This is a genomic window from Micromonospora sp. NPDC002296 (assembly GCF_040296145.1).
In the GTDB taxonomy this organism is placed as follows: Bacteria; Actinomycetota; Actinomycetes; order Mycobacteriales; family Micromonosporaceae; genus Micromonospora.
Map to the genome: position 1 here is coordinate 37839 of NZ_JBEOWQ010000002.1, position 26741 is coordinate 64579.

The 26741-nt window shown below is 73.7% G+C and carries 23 protein-coding genes; 12 read left to right on the forward strand and 11 right to left on the reverse strand.

What is annotated here, in order from left to right; translation table 11 throughout:
* Positions 1-79 precede the first annotated feature (79 nt).
* The 3 genes from ABT023_RS01995 to ABT023_RS02005 all read left to right on the forward strand — a co-directional run bounded on the left by ABT023_RS01995 (position 80) and on the right by ABT023_RS02005 (position 2501).
* Entirely contained in the window at positions 80-619 is a 540-nt protein-coding gene (locus tag ABT023_RS01995; RefSeq protein WP_350880692.1) for an RNA polymerase sigma factor, read from the forward strand.
* Positions 620-629: 10 nt separating this feature from the next.
* Positions 630-1679: a CU044_5270 family protein gene (locus tag ABT023_RS02000; RefSeq protein ID WP_350880694.1), complete on the forward strand. Its 1050-nt coding sequence runs from the start codon at positions 630-632 to the stop codon at positions 1677-1679.
* A 144-nt stretch (positions 1680-1823) separates the two neighbouring features.
* Positions 1824-2501 carry a GOLPH3/VPS74 family protein gene (locus ABT023_RS02005; RefSeq protein ID WP_350880696.1) on the forward strand — a complete coding sequence of 226 codons (678 nt, stop codon included), beginning with the start codon at positions 1824-1826 and terminating at the stop codon, positions 2499-2501.
* 174 nt (positions 2502-2675) lie between these two features.
* Here ABT023_RS02005 and ABT023_RS02010 read toward each other — a convergent pair whose 3' ends face one another.
* Complete coding sequence (locus ABT023_RS02010) at positions 2676-4400, reverse strand: phospho-sugar mutase (protein WP_350880698.1); 1725 nt, start codon at positions 4398-4400, stop codon at positions 2676-2678.
* Positions 4401-4466: 66 nt separating this feature from the next.
* Complete coding sequence (locus tag ABT023_RS02015; RefSeq protein WP_350880700.1) at positions 4467-6635, reverse strand: serine/threonine-protein kinase; 2169 nt, start codon at positions 6633-6635, stop codon at positions 4467-4469.
* A gap of 208 nt (positions 6636-6843) precedes the next feature.
* On the opposite strand from ABT023_RS02015, the gene ABT023_RS02020 reads away from it, so the two are divergent.
* Together ABT023_RS02020 and ABT023_RS02025 are read left to right on the forward strand one after the other, a co-directional pair.
* Positions 6844-8427: an acyl-CoA mutase large subunit family protein gene (locus ABT023_RS02020; protein ID WP_350880702.1), complete on the forward strand. Its 1584-nt coding sequence runs from the start codon at positions 6844-6846 to the stop codon at positions 8425-8427.
* Positions 8428-8886: 459 nt separating this feature from the next.
* The gene (locus ABT023_RS02025; protein ID WP_350880704.1) at positions 8887-10149 is read left to right on the forward strand and encodes an amidohydrolase; all 1263 of its coding nucleotides are present in this window, start codon (positions 8887-8889) and stop codon (positions 10147-10149) included.
* On the opposite strand, the gene ABT023_RS02030 is transcribed toward ABT023_RS02025, so the two are convergent.
* Positions 10106-11038, reverse strand: coding sequence for a DUF4349 domain-containing protein (locus ABT023_RS02030; protein ID WP_350880706.1), 933 nt, complete (start codon positions 11036-11038; stop codon positions 10106-10108). The genes ABT023_RS02025 and ABT023_RS02030 overlap by 44 nt on opposite strands.
* Positions 11039-11153: 115 nt before the next feature.
* Between ABT023_RS02030 and ABT023_RS02035 the strand changes: the two genes are divergently transcribed.
* Genes ABT023_RS02035 through ABT023_RS02045 form a run of 3 tightly spaced genes read left to right on the forward strand, consistent with a single transcriptional unit; the run spans position 11154 to position 13505 of the window.
* Positions 11154-11783 carry an MBL fold metallo-hydrolase gene (locus ABT023_RS02035; RefSeq protein WP_350880708.1) on the forward strand — a complete coding sequence of 210 codons (630 nt, stop codon included), beginning with the start codon at positions 11154-11156 and terminating at the stop codon, positions 11781-11783.
* 4 nt (positions 11784-11787) lie between these two features.
* Positions 11788-12750 (forward strand): hypothetical protein, encoded by a 963-nt coding sequence (locus ABT023_RS02040; RefSeq protein WP_350880710.1) that lies wholly within the window; start codon positions 11788-11790, stop codon positions 12748-12750.
* Between the two features lie 5 nt (positions 12751-12755).
* Positions 12756-13505, forward strand: a complete 750-nt coding sequence (locus ABT023_RS02045; RefSeq protein WP_350880712.1) for an SCO6745 family protein — start codon at positions 12756-12758, stop codon at positions 13503-13505.
* A 203-nt stretch (positions 13506-13708) separates the two neighbouring features.
* On the opposite strand, the gene ABT023_RS02050 is transcribed toward ABT023_RS02045, so the two are convergent.
* On the reverse strand, positions 13709-14164 hold the full coding sequence (locus tag ABT023_RS02050) for a gamma-glutamylcyclotransferase (RefSeq protein WP_350880714.1): 456 nt from the start codon (positions 14162-14164) through the stop codon (positions 13709-13711).
* Positions 14165-14270: 106 nt separating this feature from the next.
* On the opposite strand from ABT023_RS02050, the gene ABT023_RS02055 reads away from it, so the two are divergent.
* A complete protein-coding gene (locus ABT023_RS02055) occupies positions 14271-15674 on the forward strand; it encodes an NAD(P)H-quinone dehydrogenase (protein WP_350880716.1) in 1404 nt (467 codons plus the stop codon).
* A 21-nt stretch (positions 15675-15695) separates the two neighbouring features.
* Here the strand turns inward: ABT023_RS02055 and ABT023_RS02060 are convergent, their stop codons facing one another.
* Entirely contained in the window at positions 15696-16304 is a 609-nt protein-coding gene (locus ABT023_RS02060; protein WP_350880718.1) for a DedA family protein, read from the reverse strand.
* A 588-nt stretch (positions 16305-16892) separates the two neighbouring features.
* Between ABT023_RS02060 and thrS the strand changes: the two genes are divergently transcribed.
* Positions 16893-18113 (forward strand): threonine--tRNA ligase, encoded by a 1221-nt coding sequence (thrS, locus tag ABT023_RS02065; RefSeq protein WP_350880720.1) that lies wholly within the window; start codon positions 16893-16895, stop codon positions 18111-18113.
* Between the two features lie 59 nt (positions 18114-18172).
* Here the strand turns inward: thrS and ABT023_RS02070 are convergent, their stop codons facing one another.
* Genes ABT023_RS02070 through ABT023_RS02085 form a run of 4 tightly spaced genes read right to left on the reverse strand, consistent with a single transcriptional unit; the run spans position 18173 to position 22905 of the window.
* Positions 18173-20224, reverse strand: a complete 2052-nt coding sequence (locus tag ABT023_RS02070; RefSeq protein ID WP_350880722.1) for an ABC transporter ATP-binding protein — start codon at positions 20222-20224, stop codon at positions 18173-18175.
* Positions 20221-21954: an ABC transporter ATP-binding protein gene (locus ABT023_RS02075; protein ID WP_350880723.1), complete on the reverse strand. Its 1734-nt coding sequence runs from the start codon at positions 21952-21954 to the stop codon at positions 20221-20223. The genes ABT023_RS02070 and ABT023_RS02075 overlap by 4 nt, the downstream gene beginning before the upstream one ends.
* Positions 21948-22430: a MarR family winged helix-turn-helix transcriptional regulator gene (locus ABT023_RS02080; protein WP_350880724.1), complete on the reverse strand. Its 483-nt coding sequence runs from the start codon at positions 22428-22430 to the stop codon at positions 21948-21950. Before ABT023_RS02080 ends, ABT023_RS02075 begins: the two co-directional genes overlap by 7 nt.
* Before the next feature lie 25 nt (positions 22431-22455).
* Complete coding sequence (locus ABT023_RS02085) at positions 22456-22905, reverse strand: DoxX family protein (RefSeq protein WP_350880726.1); 450 nt, start codon at positions 22903-22905, stop codon at positions 22456-22458.
* Between the two features lie 86 nt (positions 22906-22991).
* Between ABT023_RS02085 and ABT023_RS02090 the strand changes: the two genes are divergently transcribed.
* On the forward strand, positions 22992-23561 hold the full coding sequence (locus ABT023_RS02090; RefSeq protein ID WP_350880728.1) for a TetR/AcrR family transcriptional regulator: 570 nt from the start codon (positions 22992-22994) through the stop codon (positions 23559-23561).
* Between the two features lie 25 nt (positions 23562-23586).
* Here the strand turns inward: ABT023_RS02090 and ABT023_RS02095 are convergent, their stop codons facing one another.
* Both ABT023_RS02095 and ABT023_RS02100 read right to left on the reverse strand, forming a co-directional pair.
* The gene (locus tag ABT023_RS02095) at positions 23587-25026 is read right to left on the reverse strand and encodes a GuaB1 family IMP dehydrogenase-related protein (RefSeq protein ID WP_350880730.1); all 1440 of its coding nucleotides are present in this window, start codon (positions 25024-25026) and stop codon (positions 23587-23589) included.
* Between the two features lie 78 nt (positions 25027-25104).
* Entirely contained in the window at positions 25105-25701 is a 597-nt protein-coding gene (locus ABT023_RS02100; RefSeq protein ID WP_350881120.1) for a LysE/ArgO family amino acid transporter, read from the reverse strand.
* Between the two features lie 96 nt (positions 25702-25797).
* On the opposite strand from ABT023_RS02100, the gene ABT023_RS02105 reads away from it, so the two are divergent.
* The gene (locus ABT023_RS02105; RefSeq protein ID WP_350881122.1) at positions 25798-26688 is read left to right on the forward strand and encodes a LysR family transcriptional regulator ArgP; all 891 of its coding nucleotides are present in this window, start codon (positions 25798-25800) and stop codon (positions 26686-26688) included.
* Positions 26689-26741: the final 53 nt, after the last annotated feature.

Sequence of the window (26741 nt, forward strand, 5' to 3'; positions counted from 1 at the left end):
GGCCCCCGGTAACGATCCGCCCGGTCCGGGACACATACCTGGTGTCCCTGTCAGGAACTCCGGTCGGGAGATCGATCAGATGAAACCCGCAAGTGAGCGGGACGAGGGCTGGTTCACCACCCTCTACGCCACGCACTATCCGGACATCGTCCGGTACGGCCTGCGTCGCCTGCCAGGCGGCGACGCGGCCGTCGAACTCGCCCAGGACGTGTTCGTCGTGGTCTGGCGGCGGCGGAGCGAGGTGCCCGAACGCGCCCTTCCGTGGCTCTACGGCGTCGCGCGTCACGTCGTCGCGAACCGGTGGCGGACCCAGCGCGGCAGCCCGAATCTGCTCCCGCTCGCCGAGGCCGACCAGGTGCCGGCGCGACTCGCCGAGCCCGAGGCCATGACGCCGGTGCTCGACCTGCATCGGGCGCTGCGCGCTCTGCCCGAAGCCGACCAGGAGATCCTCCGGCTGGTCGGCTGGGAGGACCTGAGCGTCGCCGACGCCGCAGTCGTCCTGAGCTGCACCCGGTCCGCCGCCGCGGTGCGGCTCTACCGGGCGCGAATTCGCCTGCGGTCCGCCCTGGCCGTCCCCACCCCGGCCCGCGCCGCGCGGCCGGCATCCGCCAAAGCCTGAGAGGAGCATCATGCACACGCAGCAGCAGATCCGAGATCTCCTGGGACCGGCCGACCCGGCGCGGGACGCCGTCGTGGCACCGCCACCGCTCTCCGCGCACGACGTGATCCTCCGGGCGGAGGGGGTGGCCCCGCCGGTGCCGGCGCGGAAGTCCGCGAGCCGGCGCACCGTCCTGTTCGGCGCGGCCGCCGCGGTGACCGCGCTCGGGTCCGCCGGGTTGGTGCGGGCGCTGCGGGCCGGGCCGCCGCCCGCCCTGCCGACGTCGCCGCAGCCACCAGTCGACGGGGTCGTGCTCCAACCGGTGTCCTACGAGACCACCGCCGCCGAACCGGCCGGGCCGCACCTGCGGGCACTCGCCGCGCGCCTCGCGGACGCACCGTACGACAGGGCGGGTGGCCGCTACACCTACCACCACACCAAGTCCTGGGGCGCCATGGGCACGGGTGGGCCCGAGGGCCACATGATGAGCTACGTGCACGAACGTCGCGACTGGGCGGCGCGCGACGGCCGCCGGTGGGGGGAAACGGACACCCTGGGCGTCGAGTTCCCCGACGAGGCGTCCCGGGAGTACTTCTCCAGGCTGCGGAAGTCGAGGCCCACGCCGACGCCCAGCCCCAGTCGGTCGTCGGCGCCCAGCGGGGAGCTCCGCGAGTACCCACCCCGAAAGCTCGGAAAGTTGCCCGCCGATCGGGCGGCGCTCGCGCGCATGCTCCGGACCGAACAGTCGGCGGGTCTCGTGGCCATGGCGGCCTACGAAATGTTCGTCACGCACGTGGTGCCCCGGCGGACCCGGGCCGACATCCTCACCATCCTGGCGGACAAGCCCGGCTTCGTGTGGCGCGGGCGGGTCGTCGACCGGGCCGGCCGCCCGGGCCTGGCGGTCACCGCCGACCTCATCCCACCGGCGGGCGAGTACCCGCAGCGGGCGCAGATGTTGCTGGTCTTCGACCCGCCGACCGGTGAACTGCTCGCCTACGAGTACCTGGAGCTGGCCCCCCGACACCGCGTCCTGCACTACCTGTTGCTGCTCCGGACCGGTCGTACCGACACGCTCGGCTGATCAGCACGACCGCCGGGGCGGGTGGAGCACGTACTCCACCCGCCCCGGCGAGGGCGGGGGCGAGTAGGCGTACGGGGCGCGGCGGCACGCCATCGCCGTCGAGTTGGTGCGCGGTGGTGCCCGCACCCGCTAGCGTGTCCGGCCATGACTGGTGTTGCTCTCGCCGAAGAGTTGCTTCTCCTCGCGTACGACGACGAATCCGGCAAGGCGACCATGCCGCGGATCAGCCTCGACCTCGGGATGGCCGCCGCGGTGCTGATCGAGCTGGCCCTGGCCGGCCGGATCGCGTACGCCGACGGGAACCTGGTGGTCGCCGACCCGACCGGAACGGGCGAGCCGACGCTCGACGAGGTGCTGGCCCGGATGGCCGCCGACACCCCGCACACCCCCTCCTCCTGGGTGCAGCGGCTGCGCCACGGCCTGCGCGACCGGATCCTCGGTGAACTGGTCGCCCGGGGCGCGGTTCGCGACGTCGAGGAGACCGAGCTGGGCTTCATCCACGTGCACCGCTACCCGACGGCGGACGCCTCCGTGGAGGAGGACACCCGCCGCCGGCTCGCCGAGGCGCTGGCCGACGGGCAGCTCCCCGACGAGCGGACCGCCGCGCTGGCCACCCTGGTCGCGGTGCTCCGGATGGAGCCGGCGCTCGGCCTGACCGGCGACGCAGCCCGGGACGCCCGGGTGCGGCTGGAGGAGATCGCCGGTGGTGCGGGCTTCTCCGGCACCGTCGGCCTGGACGACTCGGTGGTCCGCCCCTCGGTGGCGCTGGTCGTCACCGCCCTGGGCGCCGCCGTCGACGCCGCCCTCGGCAAGCGCCCCTGACCCTCCGGCCGCGACGGACGACACGCCCGGACTGTCCCGCCCCGGCCGTTCCCCTCACCCCCCGCCCTCGCCGCGCATGATCGCGCTCAAACATGGAAAAGTGTGGCCTCGAATCGGTGCGAGGCCACACTTTCCATGTTCGAGCAACAGGCGCGGGTGGGGGTGGGGTGGGGGTTAGAGGTTCAGGGTGGTGGCGATCTCGGTGCGGAGGGCAGCGATCGCGTCCGTCGCGCGGGTGCGGGCCGCCGGCACGTCGCCGTCCGCGACCGGCTCCACGACCTCCAGGTACGCCTTGAGCTTCGGCTCGGTGCCCGACGGGCGGATCACCACCCGGGCCGTGTCGGTGCGCAGGATCACCACGTCCGCCTCGGGGAGCAGGTCTCGCGCCTCGGTGACCGGGTGCCCGAGCAGCGTGGTCGGGGTGGCCGCCCGGACCCGGGCCATCGCGTCGGCGATCACCCGCAGGTCGTCCACCCGGACGGAGAGCTGGTCGGTGTGGTGCACGCCGAACTCGGCGGCCAACTCGTCCAGCCGGTCGGTCAGCGTGCGCCCCTCCGCCTTGAGGCCGGCGGCCAACTCGGCGACGGTCAGCGCGGCGGTGATGCCGTCCTTGTCGCGTACGTGTTCCGGGGCGACGCAGTAACCCAGCGCTTCCTCGTAGCCGAACACCAGCGGCGCGGATCCACCGCCGGCCCGGACGATCCACTTGAACCCGGTCAGCGTCTCGTCGTACGGCAGGCCCCGGGCGGTGCACATGGCCCGCAGCAGGGACGACGACACGATCGTGGTGGCGTACAGACCCCGCACGCCCCGGCGCATCAGATGGTCGGCGAGCAGGACACCGACCTCGTCGCCGCGCAGCATCCGCCAGCCGCCGCGCTGCTCCTCGCCCGTGACCGGAGGGCTCGCCGGCTCACTCCTCGCGCTCGCCGGCCCGCCGTCACGGACGGCCACCGCGCAGCGGTCCGCGTCCGGGTCGTTGGCGATCGCCAGGTCCGCGCCGGTCCGCTCGGCGAGCGCGACGAGGCGGTCCACCGCCCCCGGCTCCTCCGGGTTGGGGAAGCTCACGGTCGGGAAGTCCGGGTCGGGCTCCGCCTGCTCGGGCACCACGCCGGGGACGCCGAACCCGGCGTGGGCGAAGGCGGCGGTCAGCACCGCCGCGCCCACCCCGTGCAGCGGGGTGTAGGCCACCTTCAAATCCCGAGGGCCGGCCGGGTCGATGACGGCGGCGGCCCGGTCCACGTACGACGCGACCAGGTCGTCGCCGAGCACCTGGCCGGCCGGGCCGAGCGGCACCTGGGCGAGCGGGCCGACCGCCCGGATGGCCGCCTCGATCCCGGCGTCGGCGGGCGGCACGATCTGCGCCCCCGCGCCCAGTTCGCCGCCGAGCCGGGCACCCAGGTACACCTTGTAGCCGTTGTCCTGCGGGGGGTTGTGGCTGGCGGTGACCATCACGCCGGCCGCCCCGTCGAGGTGCCGCACCGCGTACGCCAGCACGGGGGTGGGCAGCGGGCGGGGGAGCAGCAGGGCCGGGCGGCCCGCGCCGGTGGCGACCTGGGCGGTGCGCTCGGCGAACTCCCGGGAGCCGTGCCGGGCGTCGTACCCGATCACCAGCGGGCCGGTCGCGCCCTGGGCGGCGAGCCAGCCGACCAGCCCGGCGGCGGCCTGACTGACCACGGCGAGGTTCATCCCGTTCGGGCCGGCCCGCAGCGGGCCGCGCAGCCCGGCGGTGCCGAAGGTCAGCGGCCCGGCGAACCGGTCGGCCAGCTCGGGCGCGCTCGCCGGCAGCCGGTCGAGCACGGCTCGCAGCTCGTCGCGGGTGGCCGGGTCTGGGTCGTCGTCGAGCCACCGCCGGGCCCGGTCGCGAATGTCGTCAAGGTCAATGGGTTCCGCCGCCATGCCTCTTGATAGCAGGCGGCGGATCACCGCGTCCCCTCGGCCTCGCTCCGGTCGGCCCGGCGGGGCTCAGTTCGCCCCGCCGAGCTTGAACGACTCCACCATCCGGTCGAAGATCGGCTTGCTCTCCGCGAACCGGGCGTCGGTGGAGGAGAGGTAGAACGAGTAGACCTTCCCCTCGTGCACCACCCCGCGCCACACGCCGTGCCGCATGCCGTCGCCCTCGCCGCAGGTGTACTCGAACTCGGCCGCGGCCTGGCCGTCCAGCTTCTGCTCGGTCATCGACACCTGGTTGTACGGCTTCGGGCAGGAGGTCGACTTGGTCCGGAGGCCCTTCTCGGCGACCTCGGCCCAGCGCATCGACGACGTGCCGCCCCACTCCTCGGAGAGGACGCGCACCTTGCGACCGCTGTCCTCCGGGTCGACGAAGTCGACCCACACGCCGGCGCTGTTGCGCTGCCAGCCCTTGGGCACCTGCACCGTGACGCCCCGGGCCGACTGCTCCTGCATCTCCCCCGGCGCCGCGGCGCCGGTGGTGGGCTGCGCCGCGGGTGTGGTCGGCCGGTCGGGGTCGCCGCCGCCGAACAGGACGACCGCGCCGACCAGCAGCAGCACGACGAGGCCGCCGGCCGCCGCGAGCTGGACCTTGCGCGGCCAGCCCTTGACGGTGGCGACGAGGCCGCCGACCCCGCCGGGGGCACCGCTGCTGCCGGCCGGGGCGGGCGCGGCGGCCGGGGCGGCCCACGGCTGGCCGGTACCGGGCACCGACCACTGGCCGCCGCCGTACGTCCCGCCCATCCGCTGGGTCGCCTCGGGCGGGCCGCCGAAGCCGGGCACCGCCTGGGTGGCGTCGGGCTGGCCGACCCGCTGGGTGGCGTTCGCCCCGACGCCGAACGGGACCTGCTGGGTGGCGTCCGGGCGGGGCCCGAACGGGACCTGCTGCGTGGCGTCGGGCGATGTGCCGTACGTCACCCGCTGGGTGGCCTCCGGCGCCCCGCCCGCGTCGACCCGCTGGGTGGCCTCCGAAGGCCCGCCGTAGGTCCGACCTGCCGGCGACGTCGGCGCCTGCGTGGGCATCGCTCCGGTGGGGGTGTGCAGCGGGCCGGCGAGGGCGTCGGCGTTGGTGTCGTCCAGCGCGGCGGCGCTCGCGGCGGCGGCGGTCTTCTTCTTCGCCTTCTCGCCCCGGCGCAGCGCGGCCAGCCGGTCGGTCAGCGACTCCTCGGGGGAGAGCATCGCCCGGCCGCCGATCTGCCCGCTCGGCTTCGGCTCCGGGGCGGGCTGCGGTGGCGGAGCAACCACCGGCCGCTGCACGGGCACCACCGCGTACGGGTCGGTGACCGAGTTGACGGCGGTCGCGGTGCTGGTCAGCGGGCCGGCCAGCAGCTCGCGGAGCATCGCCCGGGAGGTGTGTACGTCGAGCCGGCGGGCCGGGTCCTTCTCCAACAGGCCCATCAGCACCCGGGTCAGCGGGCCGCTGCGCTGCGGGGTGGCGGGCGGGTCCTCGACCACGGCGTGCATGGTCTCGATCGGGTCGCCCTTGTCGAACGGGGGCCGGCCCTCGACCGCCGTGTACAGCGTCACGCCGAGGGAGAAGAGGTCGCTGGGCGGGCCGAACTCCTGGCCCATGGCCCGCTCGGGGGAGATGAAGTGCGGCGAGCCGAGCACCATCCCGGGGGTGGTGAGCTGCACGTCGGTGGGGAGCTTGGCCACCCCGAAGTCGGTCAGCACGCACCGGCCGTCGGTGCAGATCAGCACGTTGGCCGGCTTCACGTCGCGGTGCAGCACGCCGATCGCGTGCGCCACCTCCAGCGCGCCGAGCAGGGCGATACCGATCTTGGCGACCGCGCGGGGCGCGACCGGCCCGTCCTCGATCACCATGTCGGCCAGGCTGCGGGCGTCCAGCAGTTCCATCACGATCCAGGGGCGGCCACCCTCGGTGACCACGTCGTACACCTGGACCACGGCGGGGTGCTGGATGGCCGCGGCGGCGCGGGCCTCGCGCAGCGTCCGCTCGTACATCGAGTCGCGGTCGCTGGGGGCGAGGCCCGGCGGAAGGATTACCTCCTTCACCGCCACGTCGCGCCGCAACAGGGTGTCTGTGGCACGCCAGACCGTGCCCATGCCGCCGTTGCCCACTGCGGACCGGAGCGAGTAGCGACCACCGATGGTGGTGCCGGGCGCCGCGCGTCCGTGGGGTGGACTGACCGGTCCGCCGCTCCACGTCGGGATCTGAGTCACAGAAAAGCCACCGGGGGAAATCGAGGGGGCTGGGACACAACTCCCCTATCTTGCTGGTTCCGACGCCCGATGCGAAACCCGACGCGACGGACGTTTACCGAACTCCACGGTACGTGTCCGGTCGTTCACCCTGCGGTCGCCGAAAGTCGGGGGCCCCTGTGCGGAATCCCTCACCCGTCGATGCGTCGGCGCGTCCTACCATCCGGGGATGAGCGAACGGCGGTCAAGCGAGTCCGGCTTCCCCATCAAGGGCCTCTACACGGCGGATGACCTGCCCGAGGGTCTGGACTCCCGGCTGGGCGCCCCCGGCGAGTTCCCGTACGCCCGCGGGGTGTACCCCACCATGTACACGTCGCGCCCGTGGACCATGCGCCAGTACGCCGGCTTCGGCACCGCCACGGAGTCCAACGCGCGCTACCACCAGCTCCTGCGGGCCGGCACGATGGGTCTCTCCGTCGCCTTCGACCTGCCCACCCAGATGGGGTACGACTCCGACGACCCGATCGCGCACGGCGAGGTGGGCAAGGTCGGGGTGGCCATCGACTCGGTCGAGGACATGCGGCTGCTCTTCGCCGGCATCCCGCTGGACAAGGTCTCCACCTCGATGACGATCAACGCGCCGGGCTCGGTGCTGCTGCTGCTCTACCAGCTCGTGGCCGAGGAGTCCGGGGTCGAGGGTTCGGCGCTCAACGGCACCATCCAGAACGACATCCTCAAGGAGTACATCGCCCGGGGGACGTACATCTTCCCGCCGAAGCCCTCGCTGCGGTTGGTGGCCGACACGTTCGGCTACTGCCGCAAGGAGGTGCCGAGGTGGAACACCATCTCCATCTCCGGCTACCACATGGCCGAGGCCGGCGCGACGCCCGCGCAGGAGATCGCGTTCACCCTGGCCAACGGCGTCGAGTACGTCCGGGCCGCGCTGGCCGCCGGGCTGGCCGTGGACGACTTCGCGCCCCGGCTGTCGTTCTTCTTCGTGGCCCGGACGACCCTGCTGGAGGAGGTCGCGAAGTTCCGTGCCGCCCGGCGGATCTGGGCCCGGCTGATGCGCGACGACTTCGGGGCGAAGAACCCGAAGTCGATGATGCTGCGCTTCCACACCCAGACGGCGGGCGTGCAGCTCACCGCCCAGCAGCCCGAGGTCAACCTGGTCCGGGTGGCGGTGCAGGGGCTCGCCGCCGTGCTGGGCGGCACCCAGTCGCTGCACACCAACAGCTTCGACGAGGCCATCGCGCTGCCCACCGAGAAGGCTGCCCGGCTGGCCCTGCGCACCCAGCAGGTGCTGGCGTACGAGACGGACCTGACCGCCACCGTCGACCCGTTCGCCGGCTCGTACGTGGTGGAGGCGATGACCGCCGAGATCGAGGCGGCGGTGATCGAGCTGATGGACCGGGTGGCCGATCACGGCTCGGTTGTCGACGCCATCGAGGCGGGCTTCCAGAAGCGGGAGATCGAGCAGTCCGCGTACCGGTTCGCGCAGGAGATCGACTCGGGTGAGCGGGTGGTGGTCGGGCTCAACCGGTTCACCATCGACACCGACGAGCCGTACGAGCCGCTGCGGGTCGACCCGGAGATCGAGGCGGCCCAGGCCGAGCGGCTGGCCACGCTCCGCGCGGAGCGCGACGGGGGCGCGGTCGAGCGTGCCCTCGCCGAGCTGCGCGCCGCCGCCGAGGGCACGGAGAACGTGCTCTTCCCGATGAAGGAGGCGCTGCGGGCCCGGGCCACGGTGGGCGAGGTCTGCGGCACGCTGCGCCAGGTCTGGGGGACGTACCGCCCGAGCGACCGGTTCTGAGCGCCCCCGCCGGCCGCCCCGCGACCCCGCGTGTGCGGCCCGGGGGCGTTGGGTAACCCGTCCGGGTGAACGGGACGGACAGTGTGTGCGCGAGCGTCGCGTCCCGTCGTGTCACCGTCGGGAGTCGTCCCGCCGCGCCGTGTGCGGTCGGCTAATTGTCCGAGTGGCGGGTAACCGAAGCGACTAATGCGACAATTCGGGAAACGGCTGCCCCGGATCGACGGTGATTTCGGAACGCCGACTCGGTTACCGGTTGTAGGAGGTGTGGGGCAGATGACGACGTTCGACCGCGATCTACCTGCTGTCCCGCAGATTGTCGAGCCTTTCCACCAGGGCTTTCGTGACGCTGCGCCATCCGATCGCTACGGGAATGAAGTTGCACAGCGTCACCGTCGGAGGTCTAGGCTGTCTGCTGTCATCCCCGATGATCCATCCATTTCTAGTGATCGAGATATCGACGTGACGAGTGCGTTGACGCTGCCGAACGGCAGCAAACTGGCGTCGTCGGACTCGGCGGAGGCGCCGTCCGGGTCCCAGCCACTGCCCTTCGAACTGGACCACCTGCTTGCCCTGAGGGTGCCCGGGCTCATCGCCACCCGCCGGCACATCCACTCCCATCCGGAGCTCTCCGGCGAGGAGTTCGAGACCGCCGCCCTGATCGCCCGCGAGTTGTCCCTCGCCGGGCTGAACCCGCGCATGCTGCCGAAGGGCAACGGCGTGATCTGCGACATCGACGGCCGCCCCGACGGCCCCGTCGTCGCGCTCCGCGCCGACATCGACGCGCTGCCGCTCAACGATGTCAAGGACGTGCCGTACCGGTCCACGAAGGACGGCGTGTGCCACGCCTGCGGGCACGACGTGCACACCACCGTGATGCTCGGCGTCGGCATGCTGCTCGCCCAACTCGCCGACCTGGGAGAGCTGGACGGCCGGGTCCGGCTGATCTTCCAACCGGCCGAGGAGATCCTGCCCTGCGGCTCGCTGGAGGTCATCGAGGCCGGCGGGTTGGACGACGTGGTGCAGATCTTCGCACTGCACTGCGACCCCAACCAGCCGGCCGGCAAGATCGGCCTGCGGGTCGGCCCGATCACCGCCGCCGCCGACAACGTCACCATCAAGCTCACCGGGCCGGGCGGGCACACCGCCCGCCCGCACCTGACCGTCGACCTGGTCGACGCGCTCGGCCGGCTGGTCACCGAGGTGCCCGCCCTGGTCGCCCGCCGGGTGCCGGCCAACAGCGGGCTGCTGCTGGTGTTCGGCCAGGCCTTGGCCGGCACCCGGAACAACGTCATCCCGTCCGAGGCGAGCGCCTCCGGCACCCTGCGGGTGATGGACCGCGACACCTGGGCGCAGGCCCCCAAGATCGTCGCTCAGGTGGTCCGGGACGTCATCGCCCCGACCGGTGCCACGGTCGACCTGGAGTACCTGCGCGGCCGCCCGCCGGTCTGCAACGACGCCGGGGCGATCCAGGTGCTCACCGCCGCCACCGTGGCCGCGCTCGGCCCGGACGGCGTGGCGGAGACCCCGCAGAGCATGGGCGGCGAGGACTTCTCCTGGTACCTGGAGCAGGTCCCCGGCGCGCTGGCCCGCCTCGGCGTCGGCCGGTCCGGCCCGAACGTCGACCTGCACCGGGCCACGTTCGACGTCGACGAGCGGGCCATCCCGTACGGCGTCCGGCTCATGGTGCAGACCGCGCTGCGGGCACTGGCGGCGACTCGCTGAGCGCCGGCGCCGGCCTGCGCCGGCGCCGGCGCAGCACCGCCACCAGCAGCGCCACGGGCACGCCCAGCGCCACCGCGAAGGGCAGCAGCGCGCCCAGCACGGTGAGCAGCACGCCCAGCGAGACGACGAACGCGTCCCAGCCGCCGCGCAGCCCCACCAGGAAGCCGGTCCCGTCCTTCTCCTCGTCGGAGGAGGTGTCGGCGTCCGACCCGACCAGGGTGAGGGTGATGGTGGAGAGCGCGGTCAGGTCGGCCAGCCGGCGCTTCTTCGCCTCCAGCGAGGCGAGGTCGGCCTCCCGCCGGGCCACCTCGCCCTCCAGCCTCACCAGGTCGTCGATCGAGCTGGCCCGGGCCAGCAGCTTGCGGCCGCTCTCCACCCGGGCCCGCTGCGTGATGATCCGGGCGTCCAGGTCGACGGTCTCCTCGGTGACGTCCTCCGTACGGATCGAGCGGCGCTCCTGCCGGCCCAGCTTGGCCAGGTCCTCCACCACGGTGGTGAACCGCGCCGCCGGCACCCGCAGCTCCAGTTCGGCGCGGGCGTTGTCGCCAGTGCTGCTGCGTTCGTCGCCGCCGACGAAACCGCCGACCGCGGTGGCCGCCGTGACGGCGGACCGGGCGGCGGCGTCCACATCGTCCACCCGTACCCGGATGTTTCCCGTGTAGATGATCGACCGCTGGTCGACCCGTAGGTCCGGCGCACCGGCACCGGCACCGGCCTTCGCCCCTCCCGCCTCGGCCGGTTCCGCGCCGGCCGGCGCCGCCTTCTCCGGCGCCGATGCGGCCGAGTCCTCCGATGAGTGCCCACCGCTGAGACCACCGCACCCACCCACCGCCAGCAGGGCTGCCAGCCCCACCGCGGTCAGCAGTGCACCTCGTGCGCGTCCGTCCATTCCCGCTCCCCCTGTTCCTGGCCCGTCGGGCGATACGTCAGACGTGACGCGGAGACCCGCGGGTTCCGGCAGACTGCGCTGAGGGACGTCACGATTTGGTAATCAGGGGGTCATGATGCAACTCACCAAGTACGCCCACTCCTGCCTCCGCGTCGAGCACGACGGCGGGGTGCTGGTCGTCGACCCGGGCGGGTTCAGCGACCCGGCGGCGCTGGACGGGGCGGACGCGGTGCTGATCACCCACGAGCACCCCGACCATCTCGACGTCGCGGCGGTCACCCGGCAGCTCGACCGCCGGCCGTTCCGCGTCCACGGCCCGGCCTCGCTGGCCGGCGTCCTCGGTGACGCGGCCGAGGCGCTGGACCCGGTCGCCCCCGGGCAGTCGTTCACCGCGGCCGGCGTGCCGGTCCGGGCGTACGGCGGACGGCACGCCGTCATCCACCCGGACATCCCGGTGGTGGACAACCTCGGGTATCTGCTCAACGACGTGGTCTACCACCCCGGCGACTCCCTCGTGGTGCCCGAGGACGTCCAGGTGGACACCCTCTTCGCGCCGATCCACGCCCCCTGGTCGAAGTTCTCCGAGGTGGTCGACTTCATCCGCGCGGTCGCCCCGCGCCGCGCCTTCGCCGCGCACGACGGGCTGCTCAACGACAACGGCCTCGCGGTGCTCAACCGGCAGTACACGGCGCTGTCCAAGACCGACTACCAGCGCCTCGAACCGGGCAGCCGGCTCGACGCCTGACCCGGTGCCGCCCCCTCGGGACCTGGTCCGACGGCTCTACGAGGAGCCGCCGGACCGGTTCGTCGCCACCCGGGACGCGGCCGTCGCCGAGGCCCGGCGGGCCGGTGACCCGGCCACGGCCCGGGAGATCGCCCGGCTGCGCCGCCCGACCGTGGCCGCCTGGCTGGTCAACCTGCTCGCCATCCGGTGCCCCGAACTCGTCGCCGACCTGGGCCGGCTCGCCGAGGCGCTGCGCGCTGCGCAGCGCGACCTGCGCGGCCCCCGGCTACGGGAACTCTCCGCCCAGCGGCGGGCGGTGGTCGCCGCGCTGGTGGCCGAGGTGCGCCGGCTGGCGGCCGACGCCGAGGGCGGCCCGCCGGGCGGGAAGCTGCCCCTGGCCGAGGTGGAGGCGACACTCAACGCCGCCCTGTCCGACACCACGGTCGCCGAGCAGGTGCGTACCGGCCGGCTGCTGCGGGCCGCCAGCTACGCCGGCTTCGGCGAGGTGCCCCGCCCCCAGCTGCGGCTGGTCACCGACGACGCGGAGCCCGCACCGCCCGCCGTCGACCGGGCCACCGACCGGGACCGGGACCGGGTCGCCGACCGGGACCGGAACCGGCGGGAACGCGACGAGCGGGCAGCGGAACGCGCCGTCCGGGCCGAGCGGGTCCGGCAGCGTCGGGCGCTGGAACGGGAACTGACGAAGGCGCGTACCGACCAGGGCCGGGCCGAGGCGGAGCTGGCCGGCGCGGCGGACGCCGAGCACGACGGCACCGAGGAGTTGGCCGACATCGAGCGCTCGCTGGCCGAGCTGGAACGGCGACGCGCCGAGGCCGAGCAGGAGCTGAGCCGGCGGAAACTGGCCCGGCGGGCGGCGGAACGGGCCGTCACCGCCGCCCGCCGGCGCACCGGCGAGGTCGAGGGGGCGATCGAGGCGATCGACGCCGAAGAGGGGACTGACGCCGGAGGCGGCGGCGGGGCAGACTGATTGGGATGACGCCGGAGCAGGTCGCCGCCGCGAGCAAGCCGTTCGTGCTGGAGCTCGGGGAAACGTTCACCCGCTGCCCCGGCACGCTGCGCCGGGCCCGTCTGCTGGGCATCTCCGGCTGGGCCTTCTACGTCACCGGCCGGGCCGGGGCGCTGGGCGACGTCCGGGCCCCGACGGTGGCCGCCGCCCTCGGCTTCATCGCTCCGGACGCCGTCGCCGACGGCTGGGACGCCGCCGCCCGGGTGATCCGCCCGCTGGAGGTGGCCGCCGCGAGCCTCGCCGAGTGCTGCCGCTGGGGCGACGAGCATCTCGCCGCCCTGCCCGGGGTGCGCCGGCTGGGCACGCTGCTGCGCCGGGTGGTCGGCGCGGCGGACGCCAGCGGCATGCCGCTGTTTGCCGCCTGGCGGGCCATGCCGACGCCGGGGGACTCCCCGGGGGCCCGGGTCGCCGTCGGGCTGTTGCTGCTGCGCGAGCACTTCGCCGGGGCGTACCTGATGGCGGTGCGGGCCGGCGGGATGACCCCGCTGGAGGCGGTGCTGGCCGGGCCGGAGGGGGAGGCCGGCGCGCTGGCCTGCGGCTGGCCGCCGCCGTACCCCCGGGTCGGGCCCCTGGTGCGGCGGCGGTTGTGGGCGGAGGCGGTGACCGACCGGCTGGCCTCGGCGGGCTTCCGCGCCCTCGCCCCCGGCGAGGGCGCCGAGCTGCTGGACCTGCTGGCCACCACCCGCGCGCAGGTGCGGGGGCGGCCCACCCGGTGAACCCAGACCGGCCGGGGCGGAGATAGCCGGGCGGCGGCGGGCGGTGGGCGGCTCTACCGCTCGGTGGGGCTGGGCGAGGTGCGGTGGACCGACATGTACGAGCGGGTGGTTCCGGCAGCCGGTGTGTGACCGGAGCCGCCCGACGGGGGGCGGCTCCGCGCGCCGCCACCCACCCGGAGCAGACTGGGGGCGTGGTAGACGCGCTACGCCGACGCGGTGCCGGTGGGGCGGGCCCGCAGCTCGCTGACGTAGTCGTCGGGCGCGCCCGCCTTCTCGGCGGCATTGGCGATCTCCGAGAGGTACCACGCCGTCGGCAGGCCGCCCTCGTACCCGTCGAAGACGTAGACCCAGGCGGTCACGTCCCCGTCGAGGGTGGAGACCCGGACGTGCAGCTTGCGGTACGTCCCGGAGGTCACCCCCTCGATGTCGTCGAGCTGGCCGGCGTCGTACGGGTTGATGTCGTAGAGCGCCACGAACACCCGCTCGCCGGGGGACTCGACGATGGTGCTGACCGCGCCCTCCCAGCCGATGACGCCCTCGCCCGCGAATGTGAGCCGCCAGCCTTCCAGCCAGCCGATGCCAACCATCGGCGAATGCGGACAGTAGGCACGCATCCGGGCGGGGTCCAGGTTTGAGCCGTAGGCGGCGTAGTGACGCACGGCGATGACGATAGCCCCACGGACGGGTGGGGGAGAATACGACGGTGCGTGTCGGACGCGTCGAGGAGAAGAAAGTCACCATGAGCATGGACGAGGGGCGATAGCTGTGAGCCAGATCGTGATCATCGGCGGGGGCCCGGCCGGGTACGAGGCGGCCCTGGTCGCCGCCCAGTTGGACGCTGAGGTCACCGTGGTGGAGGCCGACGGGGCCGGCGGTGCCTGTGTGCTGTCCGACTGCGTCCCGTCCAAGACCTTCATCGCCAGCTCCTCCGTGGTCACCGGGTACCGGGACACCGAGGAGTTCGGGGTGCACTCCGACGGGCTGGAGGCGGTCACCGTCGACGCCCGGACGGTGCACGAGCGGGTCAAGCGGCTCGCTCTTCACCAGTCGGCCGACATCCAGGCCAAGCTGCTGAAGGCGGGCGTCACCTTCGTGGCCGGTACCGCCCGGCTCGGCGAGGACACGCTCGGTCACACCCACCGGGTCGTCGTCACCCCCGCCGACGGGGCCGAGGAGTACTCGATCGCCGCGTCGACCGTGCTGGTCGCCACCGGGGCCACCCCGCGTCAGCTCCCCACCGCCGTGCCCGACGGCGAGCGCATCCTGACCTGGCGGCAGGTCTACGACCTGTCCGAGCTGCCCGAGCACCTGATCGTGGTCGGCTCGGGCGTCACCGGGGCCGAGTTCGCCAGCGCGTACCTGGCCATGGGGGTCGAGGTCACCCTCGTCTCCAGCCGGGACCGGGTGATGCCGCACGAGGACGCCGACGCCGCGATGGCCATCGAGCGGGTCTTCCGCTCCCGGGGGATGACCATCCTCAACAACTCCCGTGCCGAGGGCGTCCGCCGCACCGCCGACGGGGTGGAGGTGGAGCTGGCCGACGGCCGGCTGGTGCAGGGCTCACACGCGCTGATCGCCGTCGGGTCGATCCCCAACACGGCCGGCCTCGGCCTCGACGAGTACGGCGTCGAGCTGGCCCGGGGCGGCTACGTCACCGTCGACCGGGTGTCCCGGACCAACGTCCCCGGCATCTACGCCGCCGGCGACTGCACCGGGGTGCTGCCGCTGGCCAGCGTCGCCGCGATGCAGGGCCGGATCGCGATGTGGCACACGCTCGGCGAGGCGGTCCGGCCGCTGCGGCTGCGTACGGTCGCGGCGAACGTCTTCACCGACCCGGAGCTGGCCACCGTCGGCGTCTCCCAGGACGAGGTGGACGCCGGCAAGACGCCCGCCCGCGAGGTGATGCTCCCGCTGGGGGGCAACGCCCGGGCGAAGATGGACGACCTGGCCGACGGCTTCGTCAAGCTGTTCTGCCGCCCGGCCAGCGGCCAGGTGATCGGCGGCGTCGTGGTGGCCCCGAAGGCGAGCGAGCTGATCCTGCCGATCACCCTGGCGGTGGAGAACAACCTCACGGTCAACGAGCTGGCCCAGACGATCACCATCTACCCGAGCCTGTCGGGCTCCATCACGGAGGCCGCCCGTCAGCTCATGCTGCACGAGCTGGAGTAGCCGCCCCGGTCGGCTCGTCGGTCAGTCCGCCGGGGCATCGGGGCTGGCGCGGCGGGCGCCGAGGGCCGACATCGCCCAACCGGCGGCGGCGAAACCGGCCGCCGCCGCGGCGGCGATCACCAGCAGTTGCCACGCCGACTCGGTCAGCGCCGTCCCGCCCAGGTGCCCGACCAGCGCCCCGTACGTGGCCCAGCCGGCCGCCGCCATCGCCTCGTACGTCAGGAACAGCCGGTACGGGTACCGGCTGCGGCCGGCGGCGAAGCAGGCGGCCATCCGGCCGCCCGGCACGAACCGGCAGAGCAGGATCACCTGCGGACCGGGTCGGCGCAGTCCCTGGGTCATCCGTCCGGCCATCCGGCGGACCCGGCTCGGCTCGGCCTGTCGGCCCTGCCGGCGGTCCGGTGCGCCCCGGCCGATCAGGTAGCAGGCCAGGTCGCCGACGAAGACGCCGAGCGCGCCGACCCCGATGGTCAGCGGGAGGCTCAGCCCGCCGTACACGGTGAGCGCCCCACCGGTGATCATGATCGCCTGGGTGGGGATGACCGGCACGAACGCGTCGACCGCCAGCAGCCCGAGCAGCGCCAGGTACGCCCACAGCGGCGACGCCATGTGGGTGAGTAGCTCAAGCACGACTGACACCTCGCCGGGGCCGGCAGATCGGGTGCCCCGAGCCTGGCCTCGTGGCGGGGGTCACCGGAGCCCACCCCGGCCGTTGGTGACCACCGACACGATGGGCCCGCCGGCCCGCCGCGACGGGCCGCAGCGGTGGCGTGGCCCGTCTCCGACGCGCCAGGACGCGGCGGCCCGGCCGCCCTTGGCGACCTCGGCGTACGGGCCGAGCCGGGCGGCGGATCGGCTACGGGCGGCGTACCGTTGTCGGCGCGCGGCCTCGGGCGCGTCGGGCCCCCCGTTTCCGACCACCGGGCCGCCGCGGGCCGCCGGCAGGTCCCGTGCCGGCGGCCCGCTCCTGCGCCGAAGGCCCCCCGCACGCCCGCCCGGGCGCGGTGCGCGCAGCCGGCGGGGCCCGAAATCGGATGCGTGCCGGCCCGCCGCCGGTCTACCGTCTACCCATGCGCAGCGCGGTATGGACCACGACGCCGGGAAACCCCGGCGCGCCGCACTGACGTCACCGTCATCGAGGCCCCGGGGCGAACCGCCCCGGGGCCTCGCGGCGTTCCGGGCCAGGTCGCCTCCGGGTCGTACCCGAGGGAGAGCGACATGACCGACCACCGCAGGCTCGGCCGGGAGCTGGAGCTGTTCGTCTCCGACCCGCTGGCCGGCGCCGGCCTGCCCATCTGGCTGCCGGCGGGCGCCGCCGCCCGGCACGCCGTCGAGGCGTACGTCCACGAGCTGGAGCGGCGGGCCGGCTACCAGCACGTCTACTCGCCGCCACTGGGCAAGCGGGAGCTTTTCGAGCTCTCCGGCCACCTCGGCTACTTCGCCGATGACATGTTCCCGCCGATGCGGCTGAGCCCGGACGACGAGTTCGTGCTCCGCCCGGCGCTCTGCCCGCACCACGCCTTGGTCTTCCGGGCCCGGGGCCGGTCCTACCGGGAGCTGCCGCTGCGGGTCGGCGAGCTCGGCGGGATGTACCGGGCGGAGCGCTCGGGGGTGCTGGGCGGGTTGTCCCGGGTGCGCGCCATCTCGCTCAACGACGCGCACAACTTCTGCGCCCTGGACCAGGTGGGTGAGGAGGTCGCGGCGATCCTGGCGCTGATCCGCGAGGCGCACGCCGCGCTCGGCGTCCGCCCGGCGGGGTTCCGGCTGTCCCTGCGCGGTCCGGGCCGGCGGTACGTCGGCACCGACGAGCAGTGGCGCCGGGCCGAGGACCTGCTCCGGGAGGCGCTGAACGGGGTGGACGTCGTCGAGGCCCCCGGCGACGCCGCGTTCTACGGGCCGAAGATCGACATCCAGGTCGCCGATCCGGCCGGCCGGGAGTCCACCCTCGCCACCGTCCAGCTCGACTTCGACAAGCCCGAGAAGTTCGACCTGTCGTACACCGACTCCGACGGCGGCCGACGGCGGCCGGTGATGGTGCACCGCAGCCTGGTCGGCAGCATGGAGCGGCTGTTCGCCCACCTGATCGAGGCGCACGACGGCGCCTTCCCGCCCTGGTACGCCCCCGTGCAGGTGGCCGTGCTCCCGGTCGACCCCGACGATCCGGGCCAGGCCGCGGCGGCCGACCGGCTCGCCCGGGACGCCGTCGCGCTCGGCCTGCGGGCCGAGGTCGACGGGGGCGGGTCGCTGGGCTCCCGGGTCCGCGACACCGCCCGCCGCCGGGTGCCGTACGTCGCGGTGCTCGGTGCCCGGGAGGCGGCCGACGGCGCGGTCGCCCTGCGCCTGCGCGACGGCCGCCGCCTGGACCCGCGCCCCGCCGCCGACGCCCTGGCCCTGGTCGCGTCGGTGGTCGCCACCCGGTCGGCGGCGCTGCTGCCCTGACCCCGGCCCGTCACCCGGCCCGGGGTCGATCGCTGTCGCTGGATCTCCGGCCACGACGATCAGCCCTGGACCGAGGCGGCGGGCAGCGACACGGGGTCGGGGGGGAGGACCGGATCGGGCTGGCTGAACTGGGACTGGTGGAGCCGGTGGTACGCGCCCCCGGCGGCCAGCAGTCGATCGTGGGTGCCCTGCTCGACGATGCTGCCGTTCTCCATCATCAGGATCAGGTCCGCGTCCCGGATGGTGGAGAGACGGTGGGCGATGACGAAGCTGGTCCGGTCCGAGCGCAGCGCCGCCATGGCCCGCTGGAGCAGCACCTCGGTCCGGGTGTCCACCGAGCTGGTCGCCTCGTCGAGGATCAGCAGCGACGGCTCGGCCAGGAACGCCCGGGCGATGGTGATGAGCTGCTTCTCGCCGGCGCTGACGTTGCTGCCCTCCTCGTCGATGACGGTGTCGTAGCCGTCGGGGAGGCTGCGGACGAACCGGTCCACGAAGGTGGCCCGAGCGGCGGCGACGATCTCCTCCTCGCTCGCGCTCGGCCGGCCGTAGGCGATGTTGTCCCGGATGGTGCCGCCGAACAGCCAGGTGTCCTGGAGCACCATGCCGATCCGGCCGCGCAGGTCGTTCCGGCTCAGGGTGGTGACGTCCACCCCGTCCAGGGTGATCCGGCCGGCGTCCAGCTCGTAGAAGCGCATGATCAGGTTGACCAGGGTGGTCTTGCCCGCCCCGGTCGGCCCGACGATCGCCACCGTGTGCCCCGGCTCGGCGACCAGCGACAGGTCCTCGATCAACGGCTTGTCCGGCTCGTACCGGAAGGAGACGCGCTCGAACTCGACCCGGCCGTGCGGGTCGGTCACCCGGGCCGGCGCGGCCGGGTCGGGGCTCTGCTCGTCGGCGTCGAGGACGGCGAACACCCGCTCGGCGGACGCCACCCCGGACTGGAGCAGGTTCGCCATCGCGGCGACCTGGGTGAGCGGCTGGGTGAACATCCGGGAGTACTGGATGAACGCCTGCACGTCGCCGAGGCTCATCGACCCCGACGCCACCCGCAGGCCGCCGACCACGGCGATCGCCACGTAGCTGAGGTTCCCGACGAACATCATCGCCGGCATGATGATCCCGGAGATGAACTGGGCGCCGAAGCTGGCCTGGAACAGCTCCTCGTTCTTGGCGGTGAAGGCCGCCTCCACCTCGCGCTGCCGGCCGAAGACCTTGACCAGCTCGTGGCCGGTGAACGCCTCCTCGATCTGGCCGTTCAGCTCGCCGGTGTGCTTCCACTGGGCGATGAACTTCGGCTGCGACCGCTTGGCGATCTGGCCGGTCACCACCACCGACAGCGGCACCGATACCAGGGCGACCAGCGCGAGCAGCGGCGAGATCCAGAACATCATGGCCAGCACGCCGACCAGGGTGAGCAGCGCGGTGAGCAGCTGACTCAGGGTCTGCTGGAGGGTCTGCGAGATGTTGTCGATGTCGTTGGTGACCCGGCTGAGCAGCTCGCCGCGCGGCTGCTTGTCGAAGTAGGGCAGCGGCAGCCGGTTCAGCTTCTCCTCCACCTCGTCGCGCAGCCGCAGCACGGTGCGCTGCACCACGCCGTTGAGCAGCCAGCCCTGCCACCACATCAGCAGGCTGGCAGCCAGGTAGAGGCCGAGCGCCAGCAGCAGCACCCGACCCAGCGCGGTGAAGTCGATGCCCACCCCGGGCACCAGGTCCATCCGGGCGAGCATGTCGGCGAAGTTGTCGTTGCCGGACGCCCGGGCCGCCGCCACGGCCTGCTCGGCGGTGGTCCCGGCCGGGAGCTGCCGGCCGATCACCCCGCTGAAGATCAGGTCCGTGGCGTGGCCGAGGATCTTCGGCCCGTACACGCTGAACCCGACGCTGATCAGGGCGAGCCCGACGATGACGACGAGCGGGAGCCGGTGTGGCCGCAGCCGCCCCAGCAGCCGGCGGGCCGACGGCCCGAAGTTCATCGACTTCTCGGCCGGCATGCCGGCGCCCGGCATCGGGCCGCCGCGGTGGCCGCCCGGGGGCAGCCGCGGCGGCGTCCGCGCCTCGGTGCCGGCCGCGGGCCGTCCCTGCGGCGCGGGCTTCTGACCCGGTACGGCGGTCATGCCGGCACCCCCGCGCTCTGCTGGGAGGCGACGATCTCCGCGTACGTCGGGCAGTTCTCAAGTAGCTCGGCGTGTCGGCCCATCCCGACGATGCCCCCGTTCTCGAGCACGATGATCTGGTCGGCGTCGACGATCGTGGAGACCCGCTGGGCCACGATCACCATCGCCGCGTCCGCGGTGACCGGCCGCAGCGCCGCCCGGAGCCGGGCGTCGGTGCCGAGGTCGAGCGCCGAGAACGAGTCGTCGAACAGGTAGATCTCCGGCCGGCGGACCAGGGCCCGGGCGATGGCCAGGCGCTGCCGCTGCCCGCCGGAGACGTTGGTGCCGCCCTGCGCGATCGGGGCGTCCAACCCCTCGGACAGCTCGGCGACGAAGTCGCGCGCCTGGGCGATCTCCAGGGCCGTCCACAGCTCCGCGTCGGTGGCGTCCGGGTTGCCGTACCGCAGGTTGCTGGCGATCGTCCCGCTGAACAGGTACGGCCGCTGCGGGACCAGCCCGATCCGCCGCCACAGCTCGTCGGGCGCCAGCTCGCGGACGTCCACGCCGTCGACCAGCACCGCGCCCGCCGTGGTGTCGACCAGCCGGGGGATCAGCGAGAGCAGGGTGCTCTTGCCGGCTCCGGTGCTGCCGATGATCGCCGTCGTGCGCCCGGCCGTGACCCGGAAGGAGATGCCGTGCAACACGGGCTCGCTCGCCCCCGGGTACTCGAACCGCACGTCGCGCAGCTCCAGCTCGCCCCGGCCGGTCACCTCGGTGACCGGCGCGGCCGGCGGGACCACCGAGGAGTCGGTGTCCAGCACCTCGACGATCCGCTCGGCGCAGACCGCGGCGCGCGGCACCATCATCAGCATGAAGGTGGCCATCATGACGGCCATCAGGATCTGCATCAGGTACGCGAGGAAGGCGGTGAGCGCGCCGATCTGGATCTGGCCGGCGTCCACCCGTTGCGCGCCGAACCACAGCACGGCGACGCTGGAGACGTTGAGCACCAGCATGACCACCGGGAAGATGAGGGCCATCAGCCGGCCGGTGCGCAGGGCGGTCACGGTCAGGTCGGCGTTCGCGCGGCCGAAACGTTCCGTCTCGTACGGCTCGCGGACGAACGCCCGGACCACCCGGATGCCGGTGATCTGCTCGCGCAGTACCCGGTTGACCGTGTCGATCCGGGTCTGCATGAGCCGGAACCCGGGCACCATCCGCCGGATGATCAGCCCGAGCCCGATCGCCAGCACCGGCACGCAGACCAGCATCAGCCAGGACAGCCCGAGGTCCTCGCGCAGCGCCATCACCACCCCGCCGACGCTCATGATCGGCGCGGCGACGAGCATCGTGCAGCTCATCAGCACGAGCATCTGCACCTGTTGCACGTCGTTGGTGTTGCGGGTGATCAGCGAGGGCGCGCCGAACCGGGCCACCTCGCGGGCGGAGAAGCGGTTGACGTGGCCGAAGATCTCCGCGCGGACGTCCCGGCCGAAGCCCATCGCCGTGCGGGCGCCGAGGTAGACCGCGGCGATCGAGCAGGCGATCTGCACCAGGCTGACCAGCAGCATCCAGCCGCCGGTGCGCATGATGTAGTCGGTGTCGCCCCGGGCCACGCCCTGGTCGATGATGTCGGCGTTGAGGCTCGGCAGGTAGAGCGAGGCCATCGTGCCGACGAACTGGAAGGCCACCACCGCCGCCAGCGGGCGGAGGTAGGGCCGCAGGTGGGTGCGGAGAAGCCGGATCAGCACGCCGGCTCCTGCGGTCTCGTCTCGGGACTCGTCATCTGTGGCTCCTCTCCGCTGCCGATGACCTCGATCAGGAACTCCCGGATCACGGCTGCCTTCGCCGGATCGGCGTCGACGGAGGTCAGCGGTCCCCTGGTCTGCATGAGGGTGGTGAGCTTGGCGACCCGCTCCCGGCCGGCGGGGGTGAGGGTCAGCCGTACGCTGCGCCGGTCGGCGTCGTCGCGGTGCCGCTCCACCAGGCCGTCGCGTTCCAGCGTGTCGACGATGCCGGTGAGGGTGGCGGGCCGGACGAAGCAGCGCTCGGCGACCACCCGGTGCGGCAGTTCGCCGTACCGGGCGAGGGTGATCAGGGTGCCCATGCCGGCCTGGGTGAGGCCGTGCTCCTCTGCCAGGTAGCGGTTCCACTGCTGGCCGACGATGTGGCCGGCGGTGACCAACAGACGGCCCAGCGGCACGTCCCCCAGCCCGATCACGTCCATGGCCCTCAGATTAGCTCCCTGATGGTCAGGCCCCAAACGGTATAAGGACGGCGGCGGCGGTGAGGAACACCGCTTGTAGCAACGTGCGTGGGGCGAGCGGGGTTACCGGCCGTCCGGCCAGTGTCAGGCCGCGGCGGGCGGCCGAGACGTTGGCCGGGAACATGGCGATCAGCAGGAGCCCCAGCCCGGCTGCCGCCCATCGGGCCGTGGCGGGGACGAGCAGCCCGGCCGCGCCGGCCAGCTCCAGCACCCCGGTGGCGGTGACCAGCAGCTCGGGGCGGGGCAGCCGGGGCGGCACCATGGCCACCAGGCCGGCCCGGCGGGGGTTGGTGAAGTGGGCCAGGCCGGTGAGCACGAACATGACGGCCAGCCCGACGCGCAGCGCGGGGTGCCAGCCGTCGAGGGCGTCGACGCCGGCCAAGCCGGCCAGCCGGGCGAGTGCGGTGCCGGCCACGAGGGCGATCAGCGGAACCATCAGGGAGTCTCCTCAGGGTGAATCTTGTCGCTGGCAAGTTTTCCCTCCCGGCGGCCATCTTGTCAACGGCAAGATAAGCTGGCGCCATGACTGGAACGCGCGGCTACCACCACGGCGACCTGCGCCGCACCCTGCTCACCACAGCGGTACAGGTGATCGAGGAGTCTGGGCCGGCTGCACTGAGCCTGCGTGACCTGGCCCGCCGGGCCGGCGTCTCGCACGCCGCCCCGGCCCACCACTTCGGCGACAAGGCCGGGCTGCTCACCGCCCTCGCCGCCGACGGGTTCGACCTGCTCGCCAAGGCGCTGTACGGCGCGGGCGACGCCCTGCTGGACAGGGGGGTCGCGTATGTCGACTTCGCGGTCCGGCACCGCGCGCACTTCGAGGTGATGTTCCGTGCGGACCTCTACCGGCCCGACGCGGAGGAGCTGGTGGCGGCCCGCCAGCGCGCCGGCGCCGCGTTGAACTCGGGCGTCGCCGCGCTGCCCGAGGACCGCCCGACGGCGGAGGATCCACAGGGCGACGCGCTCGCGGCCTGGTCGATCGTGCACGGCTTCGCCACGCTCTGGCTCTCGGGCGCGCTGCCGGCCCGGGTCGGCGACGACCCCCGCGCCGCGGTCCGGGCGCTCGCCGGCCGCCTCTTCCCGAAGGAGTGACGGCGTCGGCCGCCGGACCGGCGGCTCACCAGCTCGTGGGCAGTGGCATCCCCTCGGTGTAGCCGGCCGTGCTCTGGACTCCGACCAGTGCGCGTTCGTGGAACTCGGCCAGGTTCCGCGCGCCCGCGTACGTGAACGCGCTGCGCACCCCGGCGATGATCTCGTCGATCAGGTCCTCGACGCCCGGCCGGGTCGGGTCCAGGTACATCCGGGCCGAGGAGATGCCCTCCTCGAAGGCTGCCTTGCGGGCCCGGTCGAACGGGCTGTCGTCGGCGGTCCGGGCGCTGACCGCCCGGGACGAGGCCATCCCGAAGCTCTCCTTGTACCGCCGGCCGTCCGCGTCGGTGTACAGGTCGCCCGGTGACTCGTACGTGCCGGCGAACCAGGACCCGATCATCACGTTCGACGCGCCGGCCGCCAGCGCGAGCGCCACGTCCCGGGGGTGCCGCACCCCGCCGTCGGCCCAGACGTGCCGGCCCAGGTCCCGGGCCGCCGCCGCGCAGTCGAGCACGGCGGAGAACTGCGGCCGGCCGACCCCGGTCATCATCCGGGTGGTGCACATCGCACCCGGTCCGACGCCCACCTTCACGATGTCCGCGCCGGCCTCGACCAGGTCGCGTACCCCGTCGGCGGTGACCACGTTGCCGGCCGCGACCGGGACGCCCGGGTCGAGCTTGCGCACCGCCCGCAGCGCGGAGAGCATCCGTTCCTGGTGGCCGTGCGCGGTGTCCACCACCAGCGTGTCCACCCCCGCCTCCAGCAACGCGGCGGCCTTGCCGGTGACGTCGCCGTTGATCCCGACCGCCGCCGCGACCCGCAGCCGACCCCGGTCGTCCGTCGCCGGCCGGTAGAGGGTGGCGCGCAGCGCGCCCTTGCGGGTCAGCACCCCGACCAGCCGTCCCTCGCCGTCCACCACCGGCGCGAGCCGCCGCCGGCCCGCCGAGAGCCGGTCGAATCCGGTACGTGGGTCCGCGTCGGCCGGCACCGTGTGCAGCTCGGTCGACATCACGTGCCGGAGCTGGGCGAACCGGTCCACCCCGACGGTGTCCGCCTCGGTCACCACGCCCAGCGGGCGCCCGGCCTCGTCGATCACGACCACCGCGCCGTGTGAGCGTTTCGGCAGCAGGTGGATGGCGTCGCCGACGGTGTCCGTCGGGCCGAGCGTGATCGCGGTGTCGTGCACCAGGTGCCGCTGCTTGACCCAGGCGACGACGGTGGCCACCACCTCGATGGGAATGTCCTGCGGGATCACCGCGACGGCGCCACGTCGGGCGACCGCCTCGGCCATCCGCCGGCCGGACACGGCCGTCATGTTGGCCACCACCAGGGGGATCGTCGTGCCCGTGCCGTCCCCGGTGGCCAGGTCGACATCCAACCGGGAACCGACCTCGGAGCGGGCGGGCGCCATGAAGACGTCGTTGTAGGTCAGGTCGTGCGCGGGAACCGCGCCTTGAAGGAAACGCACGTTCGCCATCATTCCCGTCCGCCGGCGTCCGCGCCCCCGGTGGTATCCGAAAACACTCCTACCCCGCCCTGCTCACAGTCAGCCGAGCAGCAGGGTCACCGCGACCGCGACCATCACGAGGGCGACCGCGCCGTCGACGAGCCGCCAGGCCGCCGGGCGGGCCAGCACGGGCGCGAGCCGGTGGGCGGCGGCTCCGATGACCGTGAACCAGACCACGCTGGCCAGCGCGGCGCCCGCACCGAAGACCCAGTGGTGCGCATGCTGGCGGGCCACCCCACCGAGCAGGAGGACGGTGTCGAGGTACACGTGCGGGTTGAGGTAGGTGAACGCGAGGCAGGCCAGCAGCGTCGCCCCGAGGGGCGCCGGAGGCCGGTCGGCGGGGGAGAGCGCGGCGGGCCGCAGCGCGCGGCGGGCGGCCAGCACGGCGTACCCGAGCAGGAACGCGGCGCCGAGCCAACGGACGGCGGTGACGGCGGCGGGGTGTTCCGCCGTGGCGGTGCCCATCCCGGCGATGCCGAGCGAGATGAGCAGGGCGTCGGACGCGGCGCAGACGGCCACCACCGGCACGACGTGCTCCCGGCGCAGGCCCTGCCGCAGGACGAAGGCGTTCTGCGCGCCGATGGCGGCGATCAACGCGATGGAGAGGGTGAAACCGGCGGCGGCGGAGCCGGCCACGGAGCTGCTGAGGATTTCGGGCACGGGCTGACGCTACGAGCCGCACGCGATGCAGCCCAGCTGAAGATTTTCATGGTGGATAAGCTCAGCTTCATCATGCTGGACTCCATGCAGCTCCGGACGTTCGTCGCGGTGGTCCGCGAGGGCAGCTTCGAGGCGGCGGCGCGGTCCCTGCACGTCACCCCCTCGGCCGTCAGCCAGCGGATCAAGGCGCTGGAACAGGCCGTCGGGCAGGTGCTCATCCGCCGGTCGAAGCCGTGCCGGGCCACCGACGCGGGCCGTCCGCTGCTGCGGCTGGCCGGGCAGGTGGCCCTGCTGGAGCGCGAGGCGCTGCACGCCGCCCGGCCGCCGACGGTGGGCGGACCCGCCCTCACCCGGGTGACGATCGTCGCGAACGAGGACTCGCTCGGCACCTGGTTCGTCGGCGCTATGGCGCTGCTGCCCACCGAACTGGCGCTGCTGTTCGACGTCCGCCGGGACGACGAGGACCACACGGCGGAGCTGATTCGCGACGGTACGGCGATGGCGGCGGTGACCGCGCAGCGGGAGGCCGTCCAGGGTTGCCGGGTGGAGCGGCTGGGCGCGATGCGGTACGTCGCGCTGGCCCGGGTCGGGTTCGCCGCCCGCCACTTCCCCGACGGGCTCACCGAGGCGGCCCTCGCGTCGGCGCCGATGATGGCGTTCGACCGCAAGGACCAGCTTCAGCACAGGTTCGCCCGTACCGTGACCCGCCGTCGGATCGACCCGCCGATCCACTACGTCCCGTCCTTCGACGGCTTCAACGAGGCGGTGCGGCTCGGGCTGGGCTGGGGCATGGTCCCGGAGCGGTTCGCCCGCGCCGACATCGCCGCCGGGCACTGCGTCGACCTCGGCGCGGGGCGTCACCTGGACCGCCCGTTGTACTGGCAGCACTGGCGGGTGGCCTCCGCCACCCTGGACGCGCTGACCGCCGCCGTCCGGGCGGTGGCGGGCGCCGAGCTGCGCTGACGTCGTCGCGCCCGCGCCCCGCTGGGGTGGGCTCGGCCTGTGCCGCGCCGGGG